The 22562-nt window shown below is 29.7% G+C and carries 22 protein-coding genes and 2 tRNA genes; 17 read left to right on the forward strand and 7 right to left on the reverse strand.

What is annotated here, in order from left to right; translation table 11 throughout:
* Positions 1-142 precede the first annotated feature (142 nt).
* From GVY01_RS02645 to GVY01_RS02655, 3 genes are all read left to right on the forward strand, one after another.
* A complete protein-coding gene (locus GVY01_RS02645; RefSeq protein WP_108016846.1) occupies positions 143-1708 on the forward strand; it encodes an alanine/glycine:cation symporter family protein in 1566 nt (521 codons plus the stop codon).
* 183 nt (positions 1709-1891) lie between these two features.
* Positions 1892-2638, forward strand: a complete 747-nt coding sequence (locus GVY01_RS02650) for an esterase family protein (RefSeq protein WP_029055560.1) — start codon at positions 1892-1894, stop codon at positions 2636-2638.
* A gap of 204 nt (positions 2639-2842) precedes the next feature.
* The gene (locus GVY01_RS02655) at positions 2843-3352 is read left to right on the forward strand and encodes a YjcG family protein (protein ID WP_017637379.1); all 510 of its coding nucleotides are present in this window, start codon (positions 2843-2845) and stop codon (positions 3350-3352) included.
* A 105-nt stretch (positions 3353-3457) separates the two neighbouring features.
* On the opposite strand, the gene ltaA is transcribed toward GVY01_RS02655, so the two are convergent.
* Positions 3458-4645 carry a lipoteichoic acid biosynthesis MFS flippase LtaA gene (gene ltaA, locus GVY01_RS02660; RefSeq protein WP_017637378.1) on the reverse strand — a complete coding sequence of 396 codons (1188 nt, stop codon included), beginning with the start codon at positions 4643-4645 and terminating at the stop codon, positions 3458-3460.
* On the reverse strand, positions 4623-5798 hold the full coding sequence (locus tag GVY01_RS02665; protein WP_017637377.1) for a diglucosyl diacylglycerol synthase: 1176 nt from the start codon (positions 5796-5798) through the stop codon (positions 4623-4625). The genes ltaA and GVY01_RS02665 overlap by 23 nt, the downstream gene beginning before the upstream one ends.
* 588 nt (positions 5799-6386) lie before the next feature.
* Here GVY01_RS02665 and GVY01_RS02670 point away from each other — a divergent pair.
* The 7 genes from GVY01_RS02670 (at position 6387) to GVY01_RS02700 (ending at position 15857) form a co-directional block, all read left to right on the forward strand.
* Positions 6387-7871 (forward strand): UDP-N-acetylmuramoyl-L-alanyl-D-glutamate--L-lysine ligase, encoded by a 1485-nt coding sequence (locus GVY01_RS02670; protein WP_017637376.1) that lies wholly within the window; start codon positions 6387-6389, stop codon positions 7869-7871.
* On the forward strand, positions 7852-8109 hold the full coding sequence (locus GVY01_RS02675; RefSeq protein WP_231577495.1) for a YueH family protein: 258 nt from the start codon (positions 7852-7854) through the stop codon (positions 8107-8109). Before GVY01_RS02670 ends, GVY01_RS02675 begins: the two co-directional genes overlap by 20 nt.
* Positions 8109-9671 (forward strand): peptide chain release factor 3, encoded by a 1563-nt coding sequence (locus GVY01_RS02680; protein WP_017637374.1) that lies wholly within the window; start codon positions 8109-8111, stop codon positions 9669-9671. The genes GVY01_RS02675 and GVY01_RS02680 overlap by 1 nt, the downstream gene beginning before the upstream one ends.
* 304 nt (positions 9672-9975) lie before the next feature.
* Positions 9976-10782, forward strand: a complete 807-nt coding sequence (locus tag GVY01_RS02685) for a TerC family protein (protein WP_046466527.1) — start codon at positions 9976-9978, stop codon at positions 10780-10782.
* Positions 10783-10987: 205 nt separating this feature from the next.
* Complete coding sequence (locus GVY01_RS02690) at positions 10988-12829, forward strand: trypsin-like peptidase domain-containing protein (RefSeq protein ID WP_159333633.1); 1842 nt, start codon at positions 10988-10990, stop codon at positions 12827-12829.
* A gap of 16 nt (positions 12830-12845) precedes the next feature.
* Positions 12846-14204 carry a TrkH family potassium uptake protein gene (locus tag GVY01_RS02695; RefSeq protein ID WP_017637371.1) on the forward strand — a complete coding sequence of 453 codons (1359 nt, stop codon included), beginning with the start codon at positions 12846-12848 and terminating at the stop codon, positions 14202-14204.
* Between the two features lie 144 nt (positions 14205-14348).
* Positions 14349-15857 carry a bifunctional metallophosphatase/5'-nucleotidase gene (locus GVY01_RS02700; RefSeq protein ID WP_017637370.1) on the forward strand — a complete coding sequence of 503 codons (1509 nt, stop codon included), beginning with the start codon at positions 14349-14351 and terminating at the stop codon, positions 15855-15857.
* Between the two features lie 156 nt (positions 15858-16013).
* Here GVY01_RS02700 and GVY01_RS02705 read toward each other — a convergent pair whose 3' ends face one another.
* Together GVY01_RS02705 and GVY01_RS02710 are read right to left on the reverse strand one after the other, a co-directional pair.
* On the reverse strand, positions 16014-16616 hold the full coding sequence (locus tag GVY01_RS02705) for a CPBP family glutamic-type intramembrane protease (RefSeq protein WP_017637369.1): 603 nt from the start codon (positions 16614-16616) through the stop codon (positions 16014-16016).
* A 5-nt stretch (positions 16617-16621) separates the two neighbouring features.
* Entirely contained in the window at positions 16622-16807 is a 186-nt protein-coding gene (locus GVY01_RS02710) for a YkvS family protein (RefSeq protein ID WP_002450747.1), read from the reverse strand.
* A gap of 203 nt (positions 16808-17010) precedes the next feature.
* On the opposite strand from GVY01_RS02710, the gene GVY01_RS02715 reads away from it, so the two are divergent.
* Positions 17011-17997 (forward strand): lipoate--protein ligase, encoded by a 987-nt coding sequence (locus GVY01_RS02715; RefSeq protein WP_017637368.1) that lies wholly within the window; start codon positions 17011-17013, stop codon positions 17995-17997.
* Positions 17998-18075: 78 nt separating this feature from the next.
* Here GVY01_RS02715 and GVY01_RS02720 read toward each other — a convergent pair whose 3' ends face one another.
* On the reverse strand, positions 18076-18294 hold the full coding sequence (locus GVY01_RS02720; protein ID WP_017637367.1) for an IDEAL domain-containing protein: 219 nt from the start codon (positions 18292-18294) through the stop codon (positions 18076-18078).
* Positions 18295-18511: 217 nt separating this feature from the next.
* On the opposite strand from GVY01_RS02720, the gene GVY01_RS02725 reads away from it, so the two are divergent.
* From GVY01_RS02725 to GVY01_RS02735, 3 genes are all read left to right on the forward strand, one after another.
* On the forward strand, positions 18512-19081 hold the full coding sequence (locus GVY01_RS02725) for a competence protein ComK (protein WP_017637366.1): 570 nt from the start codon (positions 18512-18514) through the stop codon (positions 19079-19081).
* Positions 19082-19229: 148 nt separating this feature from the next.
* A tRNA-Asn gene (locus GVY01_RS02730) sits at positions 19230-19304 on the forward strand.
* Position 19305: 1 nt separating this feature from the next.
* Positions 19306-19394, forward strand: a tRNA-Ser gene (locus GVY01_RS02735).
* Between the two features lie 705 nt (positions 19395-20099).
* On the opposite strand, the gene GVY01_RS12720 is transcribed toward GVY01_RS02735, so the two are convergent.
* Both GVY01_RS12720 and GVY01_RS02740 read right to left on the reverse strand, forming a co-directional pair.
* Complete coding sequence (locus GVY01_RS12720) at positions 20100-20234, reverse strand: hypothetical protein (RefSeq protein WP_256219674.1); 135 nt, start codon at positions 20232-20234, stop codon at positions 20100-20102.
* Between the two features lie 69 nt (positions 20235-20303).
* Positions 20304-20660, reverse strand: coding sequence for a DoxX family protein (locus GVY01_RS02740; protein WP_017638419.1), 357 nt, complete (start codon positions 20658-20660; stop codon positions 20304-20306).
* 302 nt (positions 20661-20962) lie between these two features.
* Between GVY01_RS02740 and GVY01_RS02745 the strand changes: the two genes are divergently transcribed.
* Genes GVY01_RS02745 through GVY01_RS02755 form a run of 3 tightly spaced genes read left to right on the forward strand, consistent with a single transcriptional unit; the run spans position 20963 to position 22562 of the window.
* Positions 20963-21415: a MarR family winged helix-turn-helix transcriptional regulator gene (locus GVY01_RS02745; protein WP_070452237.1), complete on the forward strand. Its 453-nt coding sequence runs from the start codon at positions 20963-20965 to the stop codon at positions 21413-21415.
* A gap of 15 nt (positions 21416-21430) precedes the next feature.
* The gene (locus GVY01_RS02750; protein ID WP_119477648.1) at positions 21431-21940 is read left to right on the forward strand and encodes a GNAT family N-acetyltransferase; all 510 of its coding nucleotides are present in this window, start codon (positions 21431-21433) and stop codon (positions 21938-21940) included.
* Positions 21941-21956: 16 nt separating this feature from the next.
* Complete coding sequence (locus GVY01_RS02755) at positions 21957-22562, forward strand: FMN-binding negative transcriptional regulator (RefSeq protein WP_017638067.1); 606 nt, start codon at positions 21957-21959, stop codon at positions 22560-22562.

Consider the following 22562-nt stretch of genomic DNA (forward strand, 5'->3'; position numbering starts at 1 on the left):
CTACAAAAGAGCCATATCGTTTAAATAAAGCACACAAATAGATAATAATATAATACATTTTATATAAAATTCTAAAAATATATTGATAAGTGTAAATATACATCGTATAATTTTTTTAATCTATTGATTAGGGAGGTATACGATGATTGAAAATATCGTTGCATTTTTAAATGAACTGGTTTGGAGTAAACCATTAGTATATGGATTATTATTTACGGGTATATTTTTTAGTTTAATGATGCGCTTTTTCCAAGTAAGACATTTTAAAGAAATGATTCGTTTAATGTTTCAGGGAGAAAAATCACCTAGTGGTATTTCTAGTTTTCAAGCTATAGCCGTGTCATTAGCGGGGCGTGTTGGTACTGGTAATATAGTTGGTGTATCAACAGCAATCTTTATTGGAGGTCCTGGTGCAGTATTTTGGATGTGGATGAGTGCCTTTTTAGGAGCGAGTAGTGCATTTATTGAATCAACATTAGGACAGATCTTTAAACGTGAAGTTAACGGTGAATATCGTGGTGGTCCAGCATATTATATCGAATATGGTATCGGTGGTAAGTTGGGTAAGATTTACGGATTAGCATTTGCAATAGTTACGATTATATCTGCCGGATTATTATTGCCTGGTGTACAAGCAAATGCAATCGCAAGTTCTATGAATAACGCTTTCAATATACCTAATTGGGTAGTTGCTGTGATCGTCGTAATTATTTTAGCGTTAATCATTTTTGGTGGATTACGTTCAATTGCTAATGTAGCTACTGCTGTCGTACCATTTATGGCTGTAATTTATATTTTGATGGCAATCATCATTATTGTGATTAACATTCAAGCTGTTCCAGCATTATTAGCTGAAATATTCAAATCTGCTTTTGGATTACAATCAGCATTTGGTGGAATTGTAGGCGCTATGATTGAAATTGGAGTTAAAAGAGGACTGTTTTCTAATGAAGCGGGGCAAGGTACTGGACCGCATCCAGCTTCAGCTGCAGAAGTATCTCATCCAGCAAAACAAGGATTAGTTCAATCATTTTCAGTTTATGTGGATACTTTATTTGTATGTACAGCGACAGCGTTAATTATTTTGCTTTCAGGTACATATAACGTTACAGATGGTCAAAATAATGCTAATGGCACACCACATTTAATAAAAAATGGTGGTGTATTTGTAGAAAATGCAGATGGTAGTAAAGATTATTCAGGTACAGCTATGTATGTACAAGCAGGTATAGATAAAGCATTTCATGGTAGTAGTTACCATTTTGATACTCATTTTTCTGGAATAGGTTCTTATTTTGTAGCAATTGCGTTATTCTTCTTTGCTTTTACGACAATAATAGCTTATTACTATATTGCTGAAACAAATGTAGCTTATATAACTAGAAAGCAAAACAATCATACAACCAATATTGCATTTATTCTCATAAGATTAGGAATCATTATTGCAACATTATATGGTGGTATTAAAACTGCAGATGTTGCTTGGGCTTTAGGTGATTTAGGGGCAGGTCTTATGGCGTGGTTAAACATTATAGCGATATGGATACTACATAAACCAGCTATAGAAGCATTAAAAGATTATGAAGTACAGAAGTCACGTTTAGGTTCAGGTTATCATGCATTATATAAACCTGATGCGAAAAAACTACCTAATGCTATCTTTTGGTTGAAAACCTATCCTGAAAGATTGAAAAAAGTAAGTAAATAAAACAGGATGTTATATATATAACGTTAATGAATTTATTTACGGAAAATAGTTGTTTATTAAAGAATTAAAATTACAATTAACAACTGAATTTCTTAATTTATTAAAAACTTTAAAATCTACATAATTTAAAAATATAACGTCTCTTGGTACAATGTTATTAATACTACTAGGGGGCGTTTTAACATGTCTGAATTTAAACCAGGTAAAATTAATAAACATCAATTCTATAGCGATATTTTAGAAAGAGAAGTTACGATATCGATTTATTTACCTGAAGATTATACAGATTTATTTAAACATCAAGTGATTATTTGTTTTGATGGATTAGATTTTTTAAGATTTGGAAGAATTCAAAGAGAATATGAAAGATTGCGTAAAGATCAGGAAATACAACGAGCTATTATTGTAGGATTTCATTACGAGAGTGTTGAAAAACGACGTGAAGAATTTCACCCACAAGGTAGTCGATCACATTTAACTGTTAAAGCAATCGGCAAAGAGTTATTACCATTTATTGATGCTACTTTCCCAACTTACAAAGTAGGTAATGCACGATTATTAATGGGTGATAGTTTGGCTGGAAGTATAGCTTTACTTACTTCATTAACGTATCCAACTATATTTAGCCAAGTAGCTATGCTTAGTCCACAATATGACGATATCATTAAAGAGAAATTGATAGATTGTGAAACAAAAGAACAACTTTCAATTTGGCATGCTATTGGTTTAGAAGAAGAAGATTTTACCTTGCCAACCAATGGAAAACGTGCGAATTTCTTAACGCCAAACCGAGAATTAAATCAACTTATTAAACAATACCATGTGAAGTATGAGTACCAAGAATTCGATGGCGGCCATAACTGGAAATCATGGAAACCAATGTTAGGCGATATACTAAAATACTTTTTAAATGAAGAAATTCCGGACTAACTTAATGAATGAGTATAAAAATAGGTATGTTTTTTAAAGATATAATTTGAAATAATACTGTTTAAAAAATCATAATCAACTATACATCGTATAAAAATTTTGAAGAATATAGTTTAAAATAGAAAAAATATTTTTAAGTTTAAAGTAACGGTTTTCATGGAATTTTGCTATAATGGAAATAGGTTAAACAAAGGAGGAATTCAAATGATTTTAGGATTAGCGTTAATCCCATCAAAGTCATTTCAAGAAGAGGTAAATGCATATCGTAAGCGTTATGACACTCATTACGCACAAATTATGCCACATATTACTGTGAAATCTCAATTTGAAGTTAATGATGCGGATTTAGATTCAGTTAAAAAAGAAATTGAAACTCGAATTAAAGGTATCTCATCAATCGATATCCATGCTACTAAAGCATCAAGTTTCAAACCAGTAAATAATGTTATTTACTTTAAAGTTGCTAAAAACGACGAACTTGAAGAAATTTTTAATCGATTTGATACAGATGATTTTTATGGTAAGGCTGAACATCAATTTGTACCTCATTTTACAATTGCACAAGGTCTTTCAAGTCAAGAATTTGAAGATATTTATGGTCAAGTAGAATTAGCAGGGGTAGATCATAAAGAGGTAATTGATGAATTATCGTTACTTCAATATCATTCAGAAGATGACAAATGGAACGTTATCGATACATTTAAATTAAATTAATTAGATTTTGAAAACCAATAATTATTAATAGTTAAAACATAAACAAAATGGAGTGAGATAGTGGTATCTATTTTATAATAGATGTCTATCTCACTCCATTTTCTGTTATTTTGCATGTTTTCGATTTATAAAGTAATAACCGTAAAATAGGGCTAAAACTAAGAAAATAAATGCAGAAAAATAAAATGTATTATTTAAGTTATTTGTGAATTGAGTAATTAAACCGCCTAATAATGGACCAATCATAGAACCGAAACCTTGTACACTATTAAAAACGCCCCAAGTTTCTTCTTGTTCTTTAGGATTAATATGGCCTGCCATGAATGTATTCCAAGCTGGAAGTAAAATACCATACATTAATCCAATAAATAAAGCGATACCCCATACAATATAAATATTTGTGATTAAAGATAATCCAAATATCATTAATGTATATAAAATGAAACCGCCAAATATAATACTATACATAAAGCCTTTGCTATTTTTATCTATAATTTTTGAAAGGAATAACATAGAAAAAGCACAACCTATGCCACCAATCATAATTGCTAGTGTATATTCAACAGTTGATACATGTACGATTTTAGTTGCGTATGTAGGTAATATAGGAACTAGCGCTGAAATAGCTGCACCTTGTAATAAGATGCCTGGAAATAAAATCATATGTCGTTTAGTTACATCGACAATTTGGAATAATTGCTCTTTTACAGGTTTAGTATTGTAGTTTGTGAGTCTTATATTGACAAAGTAGTATAAAACCCATGCAATTAAAACTACTAGTGACATCATAAATACAAAATGTAGGGGATGAATTTTAATTAGAAAATTCATGACTACCCAACCTACCAATAAACCTAATAACCAAGCAAAATAAACATAGCCCATTTGTTTGCCTCGTTTATCTTCTTGAACACTTGATAACATAATCACCCAAATGGGGCTAACAGCAATACCGAGCATAATTGCACTAATAATGATGATAATTGATGATGACGGAAACCAGATGACTAAGAATAAACTTAGAAATGCCATTAAAAAGCCTGATGTTAGCACTAATCTAGCACCGAATTTTTTTAATAAAAAGCCAATAACAAAATTTGTCGCAGCATCTGCAATAAAATGAATAGAAAAAGCAAGTGATGTCACTGCAACTGCAATTGATGTAACAGTAGGTAAGTAATTAATATAACTTAAAATATACATACCTCTAGCAAATTCCATTAAAAATAAAATGACTAACATAATAATAAAGTTTTTATTATTAGAATAATTATTTAACGAGGAATCTGGCATATAAAGGTACCTTTCCATATATCTCTTCAGGTTGTGAAGAGTGGCCTAATAATTCTAATAAGTCTTTACATAATTTCAAAGTAGAATATTCAATTCTAGATTCTTTCATATTAGAAGTCATTTTATTTAATAAAGTTTCATCATTTGTAATCTGCGTAACGATATCAATAGCTTCTTCTGGCGTATTAGCAATTTTACCCATATTCATTTTTTCAAAATAATGCGCATTTTCTAATTCTTGACCAGGAGCAGGATTTAAAAATACCATTGGAATACAGCGAGTATATCCTTCTGAAATAGTTATTCCGCCTGGTTTAGTAATCATTAATTGGCTTGATGCCATCCATTCATTCATATGTTTAGTAAATCCTAATATTAAAACATCAGGATTATTTTTAAATTTAGCTTGTAATGAACGTTTTAATTCTTTACTGCGTCCACAAATCATAACAACTTGTGAATGTTTACTTTTCTCTAAGATTTCATTAATCATTTGGTCAAAACCTTTTGAAACTCCAAATGCGCCTGCAGACATTAAGATAGTTGGTCTATCTGGATCTAAATGATGTTTACTCAACCACGCTCTTTGATCAATATATTCTTCAAATTTACTAGAAATAGGGATTCCAGTGACTTTAATGTTAGAGGCAGGAACGCCTACTTCCATGAAATCTTCTTTAGTTGTTTCAGTAGCAACATAATAACGTTCTGATTTTGGTGTAATCCAATTTTTTTGCATTCGATAATCAGTCATTACCGTCGCAATTGGAATATTAATATTGAATTGTTCTGTTAATACAGACATTACTGGTGTTGGGAATGTTAACAAAATTAAATCTGGTTTCTCATTAATCAGTATATTTATTAATTTATTTAGACCATAATACTTATAAAAACATTTATCTAGTTGATCAGGGCGGCTATAATAAAAGTTTTTATACATGTTTCTAAAATATTTAAAACTATTGATATACCATTTTTTACATATAGAAGTTAAAATCGGATGTGCTTCCATAAATAAGTCGTGTTGAATAACACTTAAATGGTCCAAATTCATTTCATTTAATTGGTTTACGATACTTTGAGTAACTTGCATATGACCGTTACCGAAAGAACCAGTAATAATCAATATTTTTTTATTTTGAGTAACCATTAAAAGCCACCCTCCGTTAATTTTTAAAATTTATAATAAGTGTAACGTATTTTAATACATTATAAAAGGAATATCACGATTTCCGTTAATTTCATTACCATTGACTTGAAGCAATTTTCTTGTGATTAAACTACAAGTAATACTTTATATGTAGATGTAAAATTTGTAATTATGCATTATACCATAACTATCTTAAAATAAAATTCGAAATTACTTAATAATGATGAAGTATTTTCTTCATAATTACATCAAATAAAATGTTTATCTATACTTTATGTTAGCATGATTCAATTAATAAGTATCATTAATTTCCTAAGCTAACAGTATTTTTAACCATTTTTAATGTTAGATTAATAAATGAGCTTTTAATTTACATTTAATTGTTGAAAATTTTTTGAAAGAAATGGCGATTAAAATCGTATAATCAACCAATTTACTACATATATAATAGAATAATGTTAATTTTTGTAGAGAGTATTACTATAAAAAAGTCGATAACAATGATTACATTTAAATATGAAGAATAAATTTATCATAACCATTAAAACGTGTATAATAGACTTATTGTAAAAAAAGGAGCGATTCATTTTGAATGCGAGTGTATTGTTCGAAAAAATTCGAGTAAAACAAGTAATTGGAACATTAGAAAGAAAAGTAGAAGATATTACTACTGATTCAAGAACAGCTAAAGAAGGCAGTATTTTTGTCGCATCAAAAGGTTATACAGTAGATAGTCATAAATTTTGTCAAAATGTAGTTGATCAAGGATGTAAAATAATTGTAGTTAATAGAGAACAAGAATTAAATGGTGAAGTAACACAAGTCATTGTGCCAGATACATTGAGAGTAGCGAGTCTATTAGCACATACGTTATTTAACTTTCCAAGCCATCAACTAGTTACATATGGGGTAACAGGTACAAATGGTAAGACATCTATTGCTACAATGATTCATCTAATATATAGAAAACTAAATAAAAATAGTGCTTATTTAGGTACAAATGGTTTCCAGATTAATGAAAAGAAAACGAAAGGCGCAAATACAACTCCTGAGACAGTATCTTTAACTAAAAAAATTAAAGAAGCTGCTGATGAAGGTGCTGAAGCTATGACATTAGAAGTATCAAGTCATGGTTTATCACTTGGTCGTTTGAGAGGTGTTGAATTTGATGTTGCTATATTCTCCAATTTAACTCAAGACCATTTAGATTTTCATGGAACAATGGAAGCATATGGACATGCTAAATCGTTGTTATTTAGTCAATTAGGTGAAGACTTAGCAAAAGAAAAATACGCCGTTATAAATAACGATGACTCATTTTCAGAATATCTTGCTTCAGTGACACCTTATGAAATATTTACATATGGTATTGATAACGAAGCACAGTTCATGGCCACAAATATTAATGAATCATTGCAAGGCGTGAAATTTGAATTTGAAACGCCATTCGGAAGTTATCATGTTGAAAGTCCATATGTCGGCAAATTCAATATATCGAATATTATGGCAGCAATAATTGCGGTTTGGAGTAAAGGAATTTCATTTGAAGAAATTATTAAAGCAGTTAAATCACTTGAACCAGTTGAGGGACGTTTAGAAGTACTGGATCCTAGTTTGCCAATTGATTTAATCATCGATTATGCACATACAGCAGATGGAATGAATAAGTTAATTGATGCAGTTAAACCATTTGTTAAACAGAAATTAATATTTTTAGTGGGTATGGCCGGAGAGCGAGATATGACAAAAACTCCTGAAATGGGTAGTGTCGCTTGTCGTGCAGATTATGTTATTTTTACGCCTGACAATCCCGCTAATGATGATCCGAAAATGCTTACAGCTGAATTAGCTAAAGGCGCTACACATTCAAATTATGTAGAATTTGAGGATAGAGCAGAAGGAATTAAACATGCAATTGACATCGCTGAACCAGGTGATACTGTTGTTCTCGCATCTAAAGGTAGAGAACCTTACCAAATTATGCCGGGACATATCAAAGTTCCTCATCGAGATGATTTAATAGGTCTAGAAGCAGCATATAAAAAATTTGGTGGTGGACCAGTTGAAGATTAGGGAATATACAGATGATTCGAACAAATTTTATGTATATTTTCAAAAATTAAATCAAACACTATTGATAGCAATACCTGATCAATTTTGGTCAGTTGAAATTTCAAATGACTTAAGTATAGAAGAAATTAATGAAACATTATTAATGCAATTTTTTACATTTAATGATGAAAATGAAGCAGAAAATCTTGCTAATAAAGTAACAAGTTGGATTGAAACAATACTAAAGGAGAATGATTAATGAATTTAAAGGAAGAAGTAGAGTCAAGAAAGACCTTTGCTATTATTTCCCATCCCGATGCTGGTAAAACAACATTAACTGAAAAACTATTATATTTCAGTGGAGCCATTCGTGAAGCGGGTACAGTTAAAGGTAAAAAATCTGGGAAATTCGCTACAAGTGACTGGATGAAAGTTGAACAAGAGCGTGGTATCTCAGTAACAAGTTCAGTCATGCAGTTTGATTATGATGATTATAAAATTAATATATTAGATACACCTGGACACGAAGACTTTTCAGAGGATACGTATCGTACATTAATGGCTGTCGATAGTGCTGTAATGGTTATCGACTGTGCAAAAGGTATCGAACCACAAACACTTAAATTGTTTAAAGTTTGTAAAATGAGAGGTATACCTATTTTTACTTTCATTAATAAATTAGACCGTGTGGGTAAAGAACCATTTGACTTATTAGAAGAAATTGAAGAAACGTTAAATATTGATACTTATCCAATGAATTGGCCTGTAGGAATGGGACAAAACTTTTTCGGTATTATCGATAGAAAAAGTAAATCAATTGAACCTTTTAGAGATGAAGAAAATATTTTACATCTAAATGATGATTATGAATTAGAAGAAGATCATGCCATTAAAAATGATAGTGCATTTGAACAAGCTATCGAGGAGTTAATGTTAGTAGAAGGAGCAGGGGAAGATTTTGATAATGATGCATTATTAAATGGTGAATTGACTCCAGTATTTTTCGGTTCTGCTTTAGCTAACTTTGGTGTTCAAAACTTCTTAAATGCATACGTTGATCATGCACCAATGCCTAATGCAAGACAGACTAAAGAAGAAATCGAAGTGAGTCCATTTGATACTGACTTTTCTGGATTTATCTTTAAAATACAAGCTAATATGGATCCTAAACACCGAGATAGAATTGCATTTATGAGAGTTGTTAGTGGTGCATTTGAACGAGGAATGGATGTTACTTTACAACGTACTAGTAAGAAGCAAAAAATCACACGTTCAACTTCATTTATGGCAGACGATAAAGAAACTGTTAACCATGCTGTAGCAGGAGATATTATTGGGTTATACGACACAGGTAATTACCAAATTGGAGATACGTTAGTAGGCGGTAAGCAAAAATTCAGTTTCCAAGATTTACCACAGTTTACTCCAGAAATATTTATGAAAGTTTCTGCTAAAAATGTAATGAAACAAAAGCATTTTCATAAAGGTATAGAACAACTTGTTCAAGAAGGTGCTATTCAATACTATAAAACGTTACACACTAATCAAATTATTTTAGGTGCTGTTGGTCAGTTACAATTCGAGGTATTCGAACATCGTATGAAAAATGAATACAATGTAGATGTTGTCATGGAACAAGTAGGACGTAAAATTGCTAGATGGATAGAAAATGAAGATGATATTAAAGATAATATGAATACATCTCGTTCTATACTTGTAAATGATCGTTATGATAATAAAGTATTCTTATTTGAAAATGAATTTGCAACACGCTGGTTTGAAGAAAAATTCCCAGAAATTAAATTATATAGTTTACTTTAAGATGTTTGATATTGAGTGGTTTGGGTATTAAACAGTATGTTATTACAATTTTATAAAAAAATAAATTGTCATTATGCACATATGTCTGTATAATAACCATATTCACAAATAAATACCTATGACATTTATGTCAGAGGGGAGTAACTTGATGGTCACTTTAACAATTAAGTGATTTTACACTTTATCGTCATTACGAAGTCTTATCTTCCGGTAAAGTGGGCAATAATATTTGCTAAGTGAGACCTTTGCTATTTTTTAGCATAGGTCTCTTTATTTGTAATTTAAATCAAAGGAGTTGTCCACAATGGAATTTGAACCGAGTATGTTATTATCCTATGGATGGGTTCTAATTGTACTAGTATTTTTAGAGGGTTTACTAGCTGCTGATAATGCCATCGTAATGGCGGTTATGGTAAAACATTTGCCACCTAAACAAAGAAAAAAAGCATTATTTTATGGTTTATTAGGTGCATTTGTATTTAGATTTATAGCATTATTCTTAATAAGTATTATAGCTAATTTTTGGTTTATTCAAGCAATTGGTGCGATCTACTTAATTTACATGTCTATTAAAAACTTATGGGATTTCTTCCATAAGACTGAAGAAGACCATCAAAAACATGAAAATGATGACCATCATTTTGATGAAGAAGGCCAAGAGAAAGCTGTTGGACCGAAAGAATTTTGGGCTACAGTATTTAAAGTTGAATTTGCAGATATCGCATTTGCAATTGACTCAATGTTAGCTGCATTAGCAATAGCAGTTACCTTACCTGAAATTGATATTGATTTCGGAGGTATGGATTTAGGTCAATTTGCAGTAATGTTCCTTGGCGGAATGATTGGTGTTATTTTAATGCGTTTTGCTGCTACATGGTTCGTTGAACTATTAAACAAATATCCTGGTTTAGAAGGCGCAGCATTTGCGATTGTAGGCTGGGTAGGTATTAAATTAGTAGTACTCGTGTTAGCACATGAAGATGTTGGTATATTACCTGAAGAATTCCCACATACTGTTTTATGGCAATCAATCTTCTGGGCAGTACTTATTTTACTTGTTGTTATCGGTTGGTTAACATCAGTAGTGAATAATAAAAAGAAAAAGAAATAGTATTAATTGACTTCGTTCAAATTAGAACGAAGTATTTTTTGTTACTATACAACATTGCAGTTTTAATTATAAAATATTAAAATTTACGTATACATAGGACTTTTTCTTAGGAATATACAATCTTTTCTAGAAAATATTACCTCATTATTATTTGAGTATGTCATAATAAAGATAATTGAGTGAAATGATAGGAGTGAACTATCTAGTGGATAAAAATAAAAAACAAGTCATCCCTCGTAAAAACTATCGACGAGAACGTCGTGAATTCTTCCATAATGAAGAACGAGAAGCTAGAGTAGAACAACAAAAGGAAGAAGAAAGAATTCAAGCAAAAAAAGACGAATATCAATCTAAAGTTAATGAAGAAAGAGTCAAAGACAATTTAAGAAAAGCAAGAATAGAAAAATTGACTAAAGATGAAATTCAACAACAACAAAATATCGCTTCACAATCTAGTAATAAAATGGACAACGACCAAGACTCATCATCACATAATGAATCAAATTTAACGTTACCTGAAGAACATCAATTAAAGCGATCCAAAAATCAATCAAAAGATAACACGAACGATTTAAAACAAACTGACGAAAATGGTATTAATGCTGATAAAAGTATAAATACTAGCTCAGAGTTTAATAATTTGGATGAAAATAAGTCAAAAAATAAAATAGATACTGATAAAGATTCTAGTGAAAATAACATAGAATCTAATAGTAAGCATAGATCAAAGAATGAAAAAGAAAATGCTACAAATGACAACGAAACACGTTCAGCTAAAAATAGTGGTTTAACAGAAAGTAAAGAGAGAAGTCATCATCAAAATGAAAAAGAACGCGATAAAGATCACAACAATAAAGCTATACATATGAGCGCATCTTCATCAGAAAATAAATCTAATAATAAGAATAAAGATTATATTGATATAATTAAATCATTCTTTATTGAACATTGGCCTAAAATTGCTATTATTATTGGTATTATTTTATTAATAATTATCCTTAACGCTATTTTTACTAACGTTAATAAAAACGATCACACCAATGATAGTGCTTTATCACCAACGAATAAACATTATACAGATACAATGAAAAGTGCCAATAGTTCAGTTAAATCTGTTGTTACTGTGGAAAATGAAGAAGTAAAAGATACTTCGGTTCCTAATAACACATCTAAAGCAGATAATGAAATTGGTTCAGGTGTCGTCTACAAAAAAGTGGGCGACTCTCTTTTTATTATGACTAACGCTCACGTAGTGGGTGATAAGGATAAACAAAAAATTACATTTGGAAATAATAAATCAGTTGAAGGTAAGGTTGTTGGAACTGATAAATGGTCTGATATTGCAGTTGTAAAAGCCAAAAGTGTAGATAAGTCCGTTAAAGCAATTAAAACTGGAGATTCCAATCATTTAGTTTTGGGAGAGCCTATATTAGTAGTAGGTAATCCTTTAGGTGTAGATTTTAAAGAGAGTGTATCAGATGGTATCATTTCTGGTTTGAATAGACATGTACCAGTAGATATAGATAAAGACGATAGCTATGATGTATTAATGAAAGCATTTCAAATTAATGCGCCCGTAAATCCAGGGAATTCAGGTGGTGCAGTAGTTGATAGAGATGGTAAACTTATAGGTATTGTATCGCTTAAAATAGATATGGATAACGTTGAAGGAATGGGATTTGCTATTCCTATTAATGAAGCTCAAAAAGTGGCTAGACAGTTAGAAAAAGATGGTAAAATTGAATATCCTAATACTGGTATTAAAATTAAAAATATTGCTGATATAGACAATAGTGAACGTCAATCCATCAATTTACCTGATCAAATTAAAAATGGCGTTTTAATAGGTGAAGTTAAACCTAATTCACTTGGAGATAAATCAGGGTTGAAAAAAGATGATGTAATAGTAGAATTAGATGGTAAAAGATTAGAAGACAATTTACGTTATAGACAAATTATTTTTAGTCATAGGGAAGATAAAGATACATTAAAAGCTAAAATATATCGAAACGGTAAAGAGAAAAGTATAGATATTAAATTAAAATGATGTTGAGGTGAAATGAATGTCGATTTTTGGTCAACTATTAAAAAGGTCCAGTCCTCAACAAGGGATAGTACTTTATTATTTAGCAGCTATTATCGTCGCATTTTTATTATTGAATTTACCATATGTGCATAAGTCTGGCGTTGACGTAAATCCAATAGATACACTTTTTGTGGCTGTATCAGGCATAAGTGTGACTGGATTAACACCAATCAGTATTGTGGATACTTATTCAACTTTTGGTCAAATTATTATATTAGTAATTTTAAATATCGGTGGCATTGGTGTTATGGCTATTGGAACCTTGTTGTGGGTTGTTTTAGGTAAGCACATAGGTATTCGTGAACGTCAACTCATTATGCTTGATAATAATAAAGATACAATGAGTGGAACAGTTAAGCTGATACTTGAAATAGTTAGAACAATAATCGTTATTGAATTTATCGGCGCAATATTGCTTGCATTTTATTTTTACAGGGACAATCCAGATTTAAAATATGCTATCATGCAAGGAATATTTGTTTCTATTTCTGCAACAACAAACGGTGGTCTTGATATTACTGGTGATTCGTTAGTGCCTTATGCAAAAGATTATTTTGTACAAACGATAGTAATGTTTTTAATAGTTTTAGGTTCGATAGGATTCCCAGTATTACTTGAAGTTAAAGCATATATAAAAAATAGAGTAACTAACTTTAGATTCTCATTATTTACGAAAATTACTACTTCAACATATTTATTTTTATTTGTATTTGGTGTGATAATAATATTTCTTTTAGAACATAATCATGCATTTAAAGGCATGAGTTGGCACCAGTCATTGTTTTACTCTCTGTTTCAATCTGCTACAACGAGAAGTGCAGGATTGCAAACTATAGACGTTTCACAATTTAGCGACCCCACAAATATTATTATGAGTTTATTAATGTTTATCGGGTCATCTCCTAGTTCGGTAGGTGGTGGTATACGTACTACTACATTTGCTATTTTAATACTATTTGTTATTAATTTTAGTAATTCGGCAGATAAAACATCCATCAAAGTGTTTAACCGTGAAATTCATATAATGGATATTCAACGTTCATTTATGGTGTTTACAATGGCTTCAATTTTAACATTCACGAGTATGATAATTATATCCGCAGCAGAACAAGGTAAACTAACCTTCTTACAAGTGTTCTTTGAAGTGATGTCAGCATTTGGTACGTGTGGACTCACATTAGGTGTTACAGATGATATTAGTAATTTAACTAAAATTATTTTGATGATATTAATGTTTATCGGACGAGTAGGGTTAATCTCCTTTATCATAATGATAGGGGGACGAAAAGAACCTAAAAAATATCATTATCCTAAAGAACGTATTCAAATTGGTTAAATTCTATATTAAAGGCATTTCAAGTATTAAAAGCTATTTTTACTTGGAGTGTCTTTTTTTAATTAAAAATTATAGGTATAGTAAAAGTGTTATCGTAAAGATATGATTACATGTTAAACTATGCATAATGAGAGGTGTTTTAAGATGGAGAGAAACGAAAATATAAACGTAGATGTAATCGTAACTTCGGATATGCATAGTCATTTTTTAAATGGGGATTATGGATCAAATATCTATCGTGCTGGAACATTTGTTAATAAAGTAAGAGAGAATAATCAAAGAGTTATTTTATTGGATAGCGGTGGTAGTTTAGCCGGCTCACTAGCGGCATTTTATTATGCAATTGTTGCGCCATATAAACGTCATCCAATGATAAAATTAATGAATGCAATGCAATATAATGCAAGTGGTATTAGCCCAAATGAATTTAAATTTGGATTATCGTTTTTAACACGTTCAGTTGCTTTAGCAAGATTTCCGTGGTTATCAGCTAATATAGAATATATCAAAACTAAAGAACCATACTTTTCAACACCATACTCAATTCAAAATTTTGATAATTTGAAAATAGCTATCGTTGGACTAACTGCAGATGGACTTATGAAAAATGAATATGCAGAAATGGAACAAGACGTTAGTATTGAAAAAACAATACTGTCAGCTAAAAGATGGATTAGATATATTCATGAAATAGAAGAACCTGACTTTTTAATTGTAATATATCACGGTGGATTAGATAAATTTAGTAATTCAGAAAAGAAAAATGAAGATAACGTTAACCAAGCTGAAATATTGATGAAAGAAATTGGTGTGATTGATTTAATTATAACTGCACACCAACATCAAACACTTGTAGGACAAGACCATGATACAGTCTACGTTCAAGCCGGACAAGATGCCGAAGAACTTGTTCATGTGAAAATTAAATTTAAAAAAAGAACGAATACATATGAAGTGGAAGAAATATCGCCAGAGGTCATTGATTTAAATGATTATGACGAAGATGAAGATCTACTTAAAGTAACGTATTATGATAGAAAAGCAGTTGAACATTGGGCAAATGAAGTTATAAATGATGAACATGTTAATTTACCTGTTAAAGATTTAGCTGAGTTAGTAGGTCAACCACATCCATTTGCTCAATTATTACATGATAGTATTAGATTAGCTTATGATTACCCAATTAGTTGCGTTCACGTACCTAAGAATGGCGAAGAAGGGCTGCATGGTATTATATCTAATCGTCAAATTTATGAGGCTTATCCATATCCAGATAAACCTGTAGATTTAACAATAAAAGGTCAATGTATTAAAGATATATTAGAATTTTCTTATTCATATATTGAGTTTGAAGCGGATACACTAAAATCTACGCTTATTGACGAAACACTATGCACATTGTGGCAGGGATTTGATTATAAAGTAGATATGACTAAAGAACCTTTTAATCGTGTCACGTTGGATAATATTAATCCAAATAATTTATATAGAATAGTAATGACTGATTATTGTTTCAGAAACTATCAATCGTATTTAAAAGATGCAACGATTCATCATACTAGTGAAGAAACTATGAGCATGTTAATTGCTAAAAATTTAGCTGATTCAAAATATAAGATTAATTTAGAACAAAACTTTGAGGTGTTTAAATAACATTTTTAATATTTACCCTCTCACTTATAATAACGTTGTAAAAATGAAAATTACTTTATTTATTATAAAAGAGCTCCAAATCGAGTTACTATAACCGATTTGAAGCTCTTTTATAATATGTTATGTTTTAATATTTCTGAAAAATAAAATCAGAATCTATCCATGAAAAATTAATAATAAAATGATAGCAACAATTTGTGCAATTGATGTTGTAGCAATACGTCTAGAATATTCGTAACTGATTGATAATAATAATTGAGTTATAAAAATAAATATCACTATCGACCAATTATCTAAATATATAAATAGAGAGCTTGAACAAATTGCAGTGATTAAAATAGATAACCAGTTAGGCAAATTGTATTTATCTAACTCACTTTGTAAAACAGTACGCATATATAATTCATGACATGGTATAACAAATAATAATGTAATTAGCATTTGCCATTTCCAATGAACGCCTGTTTTAGTTAATTCTCGAATCAATGAAGCATAGGTTAAATCAGATGTTATCAGTGATAAAACCAATTGAATAATAATTAAAATAATACTGGCTATAATACCAATGCCTATAGAGGTTAATAAACGCTTTGATTTGATATCTCTTTGATAAAACACATAACTAATACCAGCAATAAGCATAATTCCTGTATATAAATACCAGTATTCTTGATGCTCGCCCCACATGATAAGTAAAATAGCATGAAAAACTATGAAACTAATTATAAACCATAGCAAAGCTTTCGAAACTTTTTTCATTTCAATTAACCTTCTTGTTCAACAATTTTATAACGTTTATGGTTAATAACCGTTTTTTCAGGTAAATCAAGTGAATTGAAGTTTTCCATAATAGTTAAGTCAACGATAACTGAGTTGTCATTTATTTTTTCTACACGGCCTCTTAAACCATCATAAAATTCTACGATATTACCTACTTCTGCAACAGTCATTTCGAGTCCTCCCTTAATTCATAGCTAGACTATATTGTACTAAAAATTACGCTACAAATAAACTAATAACACTAAAAACCCTACAATTTAATTCATAAATTATGAAAAATTTGTCATTATTGAGTAAATAATTGGAATTTTAAATGTAAATAAGGCATAAATAAAGTAAGGGCATATATAGAATCTATTAAGGAGAGTTTTATATGAAATTTATAAGTAACAATAATATAACTGATCCAACATTGAATTTAGCTATGGAAGAATATGTCTTAAAAAACCTTCCAGCTGAAGAAAGCTATTTTTTATTTTATGTTAATCGCCCATCAATAATCGTAGGTAAAAATCAAAATACCATTGAAGAAGTTAATAAAACATACGTTGATGAAAAAGGAATTGACGTAGTACGAAGAATTTCTGGTGGTGGTGCAGTTTACCATGATACTGGTAATTTGAATTTTAGTTTTATCACTGATGATGACGGTAATAGTTTCCATAACTTTAAAAAGTTTACAGAGCCTATTGTGCAGGCTTTACAATCACTTGGCGTCAATGCGGAAATGACAGGCCGTAATGATATTCAAGTGGGAGCTGCAAAAATTTCTGGTAATGCAATGGTTAAAGTGAAAGATAGAATGTTTAGTCATGGTACTTTGATGTTAAATAGTGAGTTAGATGAAGTTCAAAATGCATTAAAAGTAAATCCAGCAAAAATTAAATCTAAAGGTATTAAGTCAGTACGTAAACGTGTTGCAAACATTGAAGAATTTTTAAATGAGCCAATTAATATTGATCAATTTAAACAAATTATATTGAAAACGATATTTGGTGAACAACAAGTTGAAGAATATATTCTAACAGATGAAGACTGGAAAAATATCGAAAAACTCAGTAATGAGAAATACCGCACATGGGATTGGAATTATGGTAAAAATCCTAAATATAATTTTGAACGTGAAGAGAAATTTGATAGAGGTTTCATTCAAATTAAATTTGATGTAAAAAAAGGAAAAATAGAACACGCTAAAATATTTGGTGATTTCTTTGGGGAAGGGGATATTACCGAATTAGAACATGCATTGGAAGGTTGTTTACATGACTTTAATCACTTGGAAGAAGCTTTAGCAAATTACGATTTATATCATTATTTTGGTGATATAGATAGAAATGAAATATTAAGATTAATGTCTTAATTAATATAAATTAAAAGGTCTATTCTCTAGCTCAATTAAGTAGGGAATAGACCTTATTTTGAATGACTCGAATCTAAATTATTCACTGAGTAATGCCTCCAAATTTTTATATTCTACCATGTACTCGTTGAATGCATTTTCGTCTTTATTGACTAATGCTTCATCGATTAAAGTTCTCAGTTCTTTTTTTCTTACTTCTCTAAGTGCTTCGTCAATGACAAGTTCAACGCCTAAATCATTAACAGTAGTTACAAATTGTTCTAGTGTCGTATGCTTCACATGAGTATTATGATTCATAAAGATCTCGACCTTTCAATTGTATTTATTATATAAATATTATACATATTTTGAATTTTGAAATCAATGAATTTTCTGACTTTTTATCAAGAAATATGTATATTATTACACCGAAAGGAGAACTTGACTTTACACAATTTTGTTATAAAATAAAAAATGTATTATTACTCAAAAAATTAAGGGTAATAATAAAACTAAATAAAGTGAGGTTTTCCCTATGACAACTCAGAGTATTTACGTTATTAGAAAGGGAGATATGGTTATCAGACCTAACTATGATGAAAATAATCAGCAAAATGGTTCTGAAATATTAAGGTATGATAAGTCAATTATTCAGAGTCCATTTAAGGTTCAAAAGATTATTGAAAGATCATGCAAATTTTACGGTAATAATTATTTAAGTAAAAAAGCAGAAACTAATCGTATTACAGGTATTTCTAGTAAACCCCCGATTTTATTAACACCCATTTTTCCTACTTATTTTTTCCCAACACATTCTGACAGGCAAGAAGAAAATTTATGGATTAACATGCATTATGTTGAATCAATTAAAGAATTAAAACATCGTAAATGTAAAATCACATTTGCTAATAATGAAACGATTATTTTGAACATATCATTTCACAGTTTATGGCATCAATACACCAATGCAATTATCTTTTATTACATGGTTGATAAACAATCCCGCATGAAATCAAATGACCCCGATAAACCTATTGATTATGAAAAATCCTCTTTAAATATCTTTGAAGCACTTTCACGTTATTCCCTATTTGTAGACAAATAAAAATATGTTGAAGTTTATAATATGTGGAACGTTATATTAATTTAGTGTAAATGTTCCGCATATTTTTTTAAGTTATCTCTTGAAAATTTGTACAATATTGATATAATAATATTTGTGCTTGATAGAGATATCAATAAAATTTAATTAATCCGCAGTAGCTCAGTGGTAGAGCTATCGGCTGTTAACCGATCGGTCGTAGGTTCGAGTCCTACCTGCGGAGCCATGGAAACGTACTCAAGTTGGCTGAAGAGGCGCCCCTGCTAAGGGTGTAGGTCGCGAGAGCGGCGCGAGGGTTCGAATCCCTCCGTTTCCGTATTTTAGTAAAAATCAGTGAAAATCTGATTAACACTATTTCCGAAGAACGTTGTTAAATCAACGTTCTTTTTTATTTTGGTGAAAATCTGTTACAATCTGTTTTGAATTAAAATGTCAACGAATTCGACAACATTTAAATTTTCATTCAATATTGTCGGTTTGGTTGTCGGCTTAGACTTCAAAAGCCTAGAATGGTCTAAATCCATTCCAGGTTTATTTTTTGTTTACAAATAAGCCTTTATAATAAAAATAGAAATTCAGTAATCATAAGATTTACTTTATATTTAGCATTGTTTTAGTGAACATTTATTTTTTAGACCAAGTATTTGTTATTGCAGTCTTATAAGAGGTGGTATTATTAGACAAAAACATATTTATCTCATATTAATTATATTAGTAGGGGTTGCCCTAATTTGTATTCCTTGGACAGATACCTATGAAATAATAAGACGATATTTAATGTTGTCATTAGCTATACTAATACCATTATATTTTTTATCACCAACTAAAAAAGATAAAAAATAAAAAAATAAGATAGACTATTCAGTTAGTCTATCTTATTTATTTAATAATTATAAAATTATTAGTTATCCTTTTGATACGTGGCTTTAATCTATTAAATTTGGTTAATTATTTCAACTCAATTCGATTCTAATCAAAATGTTTCTAAATTTAATCGTTTAAAATACACTACTAAGTTATATTACTTCCTATATTCTTCTTTAACGTATTGTTTAACTAAAAACTCAAGAATGAGTTCAGTCATCAATTCATTTTCTTCATATTCTTTGCGTAGCTCTTTTACTTTTTCAATCAATTTATCTTCAGGTGTCTGCAAAATCAATTCTCCTTTTGCTTAAATAATTTGTTTTGATATATTAAAATCACAACAGCCAAGTTAATTTATTTAATAAAATTGAATCCATTTTTTCCAACTATAACTCATCATTACAGCTATATTCATCACAATATGTATAACTTCAAACTCATAACCGCTTACATAACCTCGTGTAATCTTTAAAGTGAATATTGATCCAAGCATGACAGAAATATAAAAAACATTAACATAAGGCGTTAAGATACCAAATATTAAAAAAACTCCACCAATGACTTCACCAATAGACATTAAAATAGCAATTGTAGGTGTTAGCCCCAATGAACCTAAGAAATGAATAGTTCCATTTAAATCATGGAATTTTAGTGTTCCATGTACTAAGAAAGACACTGCCAACATCCATCTAATTAATAATATGCCAATTCTCATTGATACATGACCTCCAACAATAAAGATTTAAAATTAAACTTTATAAATTTACTAATCTAACATGTATATTAATAAGGAAACTCTAGATATAGTTATAAATATTATTACTTATAAAATTTATTTTATTATATATTAATTTTTATTTCTTGTCACTTAGTATTCATTTGGTAAGGTAGTTTAAAATAATTCAGAGATACGCAGAAACATGTACTAAAAATCATATTAAATTCGTAAATATACCATAAATGTGTTATTCTTAGTTTGTAAAATTATTGCAAATGCAATAAAAAGAGGTGTAGAATTTGCAAGATATTTTAAGAGATATAGGAATAATAGCAAGAGCATTAGATTCAATCAGTAATATTGAATTTAAAGATTTGAAACTTTCAAAAGGTCAATTTATCTATTTAGTAAGAATTTGTGAAAATCCAGGTATGATACAAGAGCAACTTGTAGATATGTTGAAAATTGATAGAGCTACAGCATCAAGATCAATTAAAAATTTGGAAAAGAACAATTTTATATATAAAACCTATAATGAAAATAATAAAAAGAACAAATTGTTATATCCTACTGAAAAAGGGCAGAAATTATATCCATTTATTATAAGGGAAAACAATCATTCCAATGAAGTGGCATTAGAGGGATTCAATAATAAAGAAATTGATGAATTATCAAAAATGTTGAATAGAGTTAAACATAATATATCTGAGGATTGGAAAAATGTTAAAAATGGTAACAAGCGAATATATTAAAAAGGGGTTATTACTATGTTAATAAGACAATGTAATGAAGAGGACTTAGAAAAATTAAAAAATATTGAGTATAAGACTTTTAATGAAACATTTAGACCACAAAATAAAGATGAAGATATTGATAATTATTTGAAACAAACTTTCACTGATAATAATGTGCTTAAAGAATTGCAAAATGAAGATTCATTTATATATTTTATTTATGTTGAAGATCAATTGGCTGGGTATTTAAAACTCAATATTAACAAGGCACAAACCGAAGATTTTGGTAATGAATATATTGAAATTGAACGAATTTACGTACTTAACCATTATCAAAAAATGGGTGTTGGAAGAGAACTTTATAATCATGCTTTAAAGGTTGCAAGAGAACATGGATACAACAAAATATGGTTAGGCGTTTGGGAACACAATCTAAAAGCAATTCAATTTTATAAAAAACTTGGCTTTGAAAAAATAGGGGAACATGCTTTTTATATGGGAGAAGATAAACAAATTGATGAAATAATGTCTATTGCTATATAAAAGGGAGGAGAATTATATGTATATTCCAAAGCAATATCAAATCCATGATTATGAAATGATTAAATCATTTATGAATGAACATAATTTTGTCACGGTAGTTACTTATAATGGAACGACACCAATTGCTACTCATTTACCAGTAAATATTGAAGAAAAACATAATGAATTATACATTTCGGGTCACTTTGCTAAAGGTAATGAACAATGGAAAACGATCGATCAGAATCAGCAAGTATTAATCATTTTTCAAGGGTCTCATGGATATATATCTTCAACTTGGTATGATACTGAAGATGTGCCGACTTGGGATTACCAAAGCGTTCATGCATATGGAACAGGACAATTATTAACAACTGAAGAATTAGAAAGTGAATTAATTAAAATTCTTGATAAATATGAAAACCATCGACCTAATGGTGCAACTTGGAATAATTTATCTAAAGAAGCAAAACAACAAATTAAAGGTATTGTTGGATTTAAAGTTAAAATTAACAAACTTGAAGCAGCATTTAAAATGAGTCAAAATAGAACTCAATCTGAAAAGGAAAATATTATCATACATCTTAATCAAAGCGATCAATTAAATGATAAAGATTTAGCTTGTGAACTTAAAAAATTATAG

Source organism: Staphylococcus sp. 8AQ, assembly GCF_902506595.1.
GTDB lineage: Bacteria > Bacillota > Bacilli > Staphylococcales > Staphylococcaceae > Staphylococcus > Staphylococcus pasteuri.

Excerpts from the sequence above, each read along its gene's own strand:
- GVY01_RS02645 (WP_108016846.1), top strand. The coding sequence starts at position 143 with ATGATTGAAAATATCGTTGCATTTTTAAATGAACTGGTTTGGAGTAAA.
- GVY01_RS02650 (WP_029055560.1), top strand. The coding sequence starts at position 1,892 with ATGTCTGAATTTAAACCAGGTAAAATTAATAAACATCAATTCTATAGC.
- GVY01_RS02655 (WP_017637379.1), top strand. The coding sequence starts at position 2,843 with ATGATTTTAGGATTAGCGTTAATCCCATCAAAGTCATTTCAAGAAGAG.
- ltaA (WP_017637378.1), bottom strand. The coding sequence starts at position 4,645 with ATGCCAGATTCCTCGTTAAATAATTATTCTAATAATAAAAACTTTATT.
- GVY01_RS02665 (WP_017637377.1), bottom strand. The coding sequence starts at position 5,798 with ATGGTTACTCAAAATAAAAAAATATTGATTATTACTGGTTCTTTCGGT.
- GVY01_RS02680 (WP_017637374.1), top strand. The coding sequence starts at position 8,109 with ATGAATTTAAAGGAAGAAGTAGAGTCAAGAAAGACCTTTGCTATTATT.
- GVY01_RS02685 (WP_046466527.1), top strand. The coding sequence starts at position 9,976 with ATGGAATTTGAACCGAGTATGTTATTATCCTATGGATGGGTTCTAATT.
- GVY01_RS02695 (WP_017637371.1), top strand. The coding sequence starts at position 12,846 with ATGTCGATTTTTGGTCAACTATTAAAAAGGTCCAGTCCTCAACAAGGG.
- GVY01_RS02700 (WP_017637370.1), top strand. The coding sequence starts at position 14,349 with ATGGAGAGAAACGAAAATATAAACGTAGATGTAATCGTAACTTCGGAT.
- GVY01_RS02705 (WP_017637369.1), bottom strand. The coding sequence starts at position 16,616 with ATGAAAAAAGTTTCGAAAGCTTTGCTATGGTTTATAATTAGTTTCATA.
- GVY01_RS02710 (WP_002450747.1), bottom strand. The coding sequence starts at position 16,807 with ATGACTGTTGCAGAAGTAGGTAATATCGTAGAATTTTATGATGGTTTA.
- GVY01_RS02715 (WP_017637368.1), top strand. The coding sequence starts at position 17,011 with ATGAAATTTATAAGTAACAATAATATAACTGATCCAACATTGAATTTA.
- GVY01_RS02720 (WP_017637367.1), bottom strand. The coding sequence starts at position 18,294 with ATGAATCATAATACTCATGTGAAGCATACGACACTAGAACAATTTGTA.
- GVY01_RS02725 (WP_017637366.1), top strand. The coding sequence starts at position 18,512 with ATGACAACTCAGAGTATTTACGTTATTAGAAAGGGAGATATGGTTATC.
- GVY01_RS02740 (WP_017638419.1), bottom strand. The coding sequence starts at position 20,660 with ATGAGAATTGGCATATTATTAATTAGATGGATGTTGGCAGTGTCTTTC.
- GVY01_RS02750 (WP_119477648.1), top strand. The coding sequence starts at position 21,431 with ATGTTAATAAGACAATGTAATGAAGAGGACTTAGAAAAATTAAAAAAT.
- GVY01_RS02755 (WP_017638067.1), top strand. The coding sequence starts at position 21,957 with ATGTATATTCCAAAGCAATATCAAATCCATGATTATGAAATGATTAAA.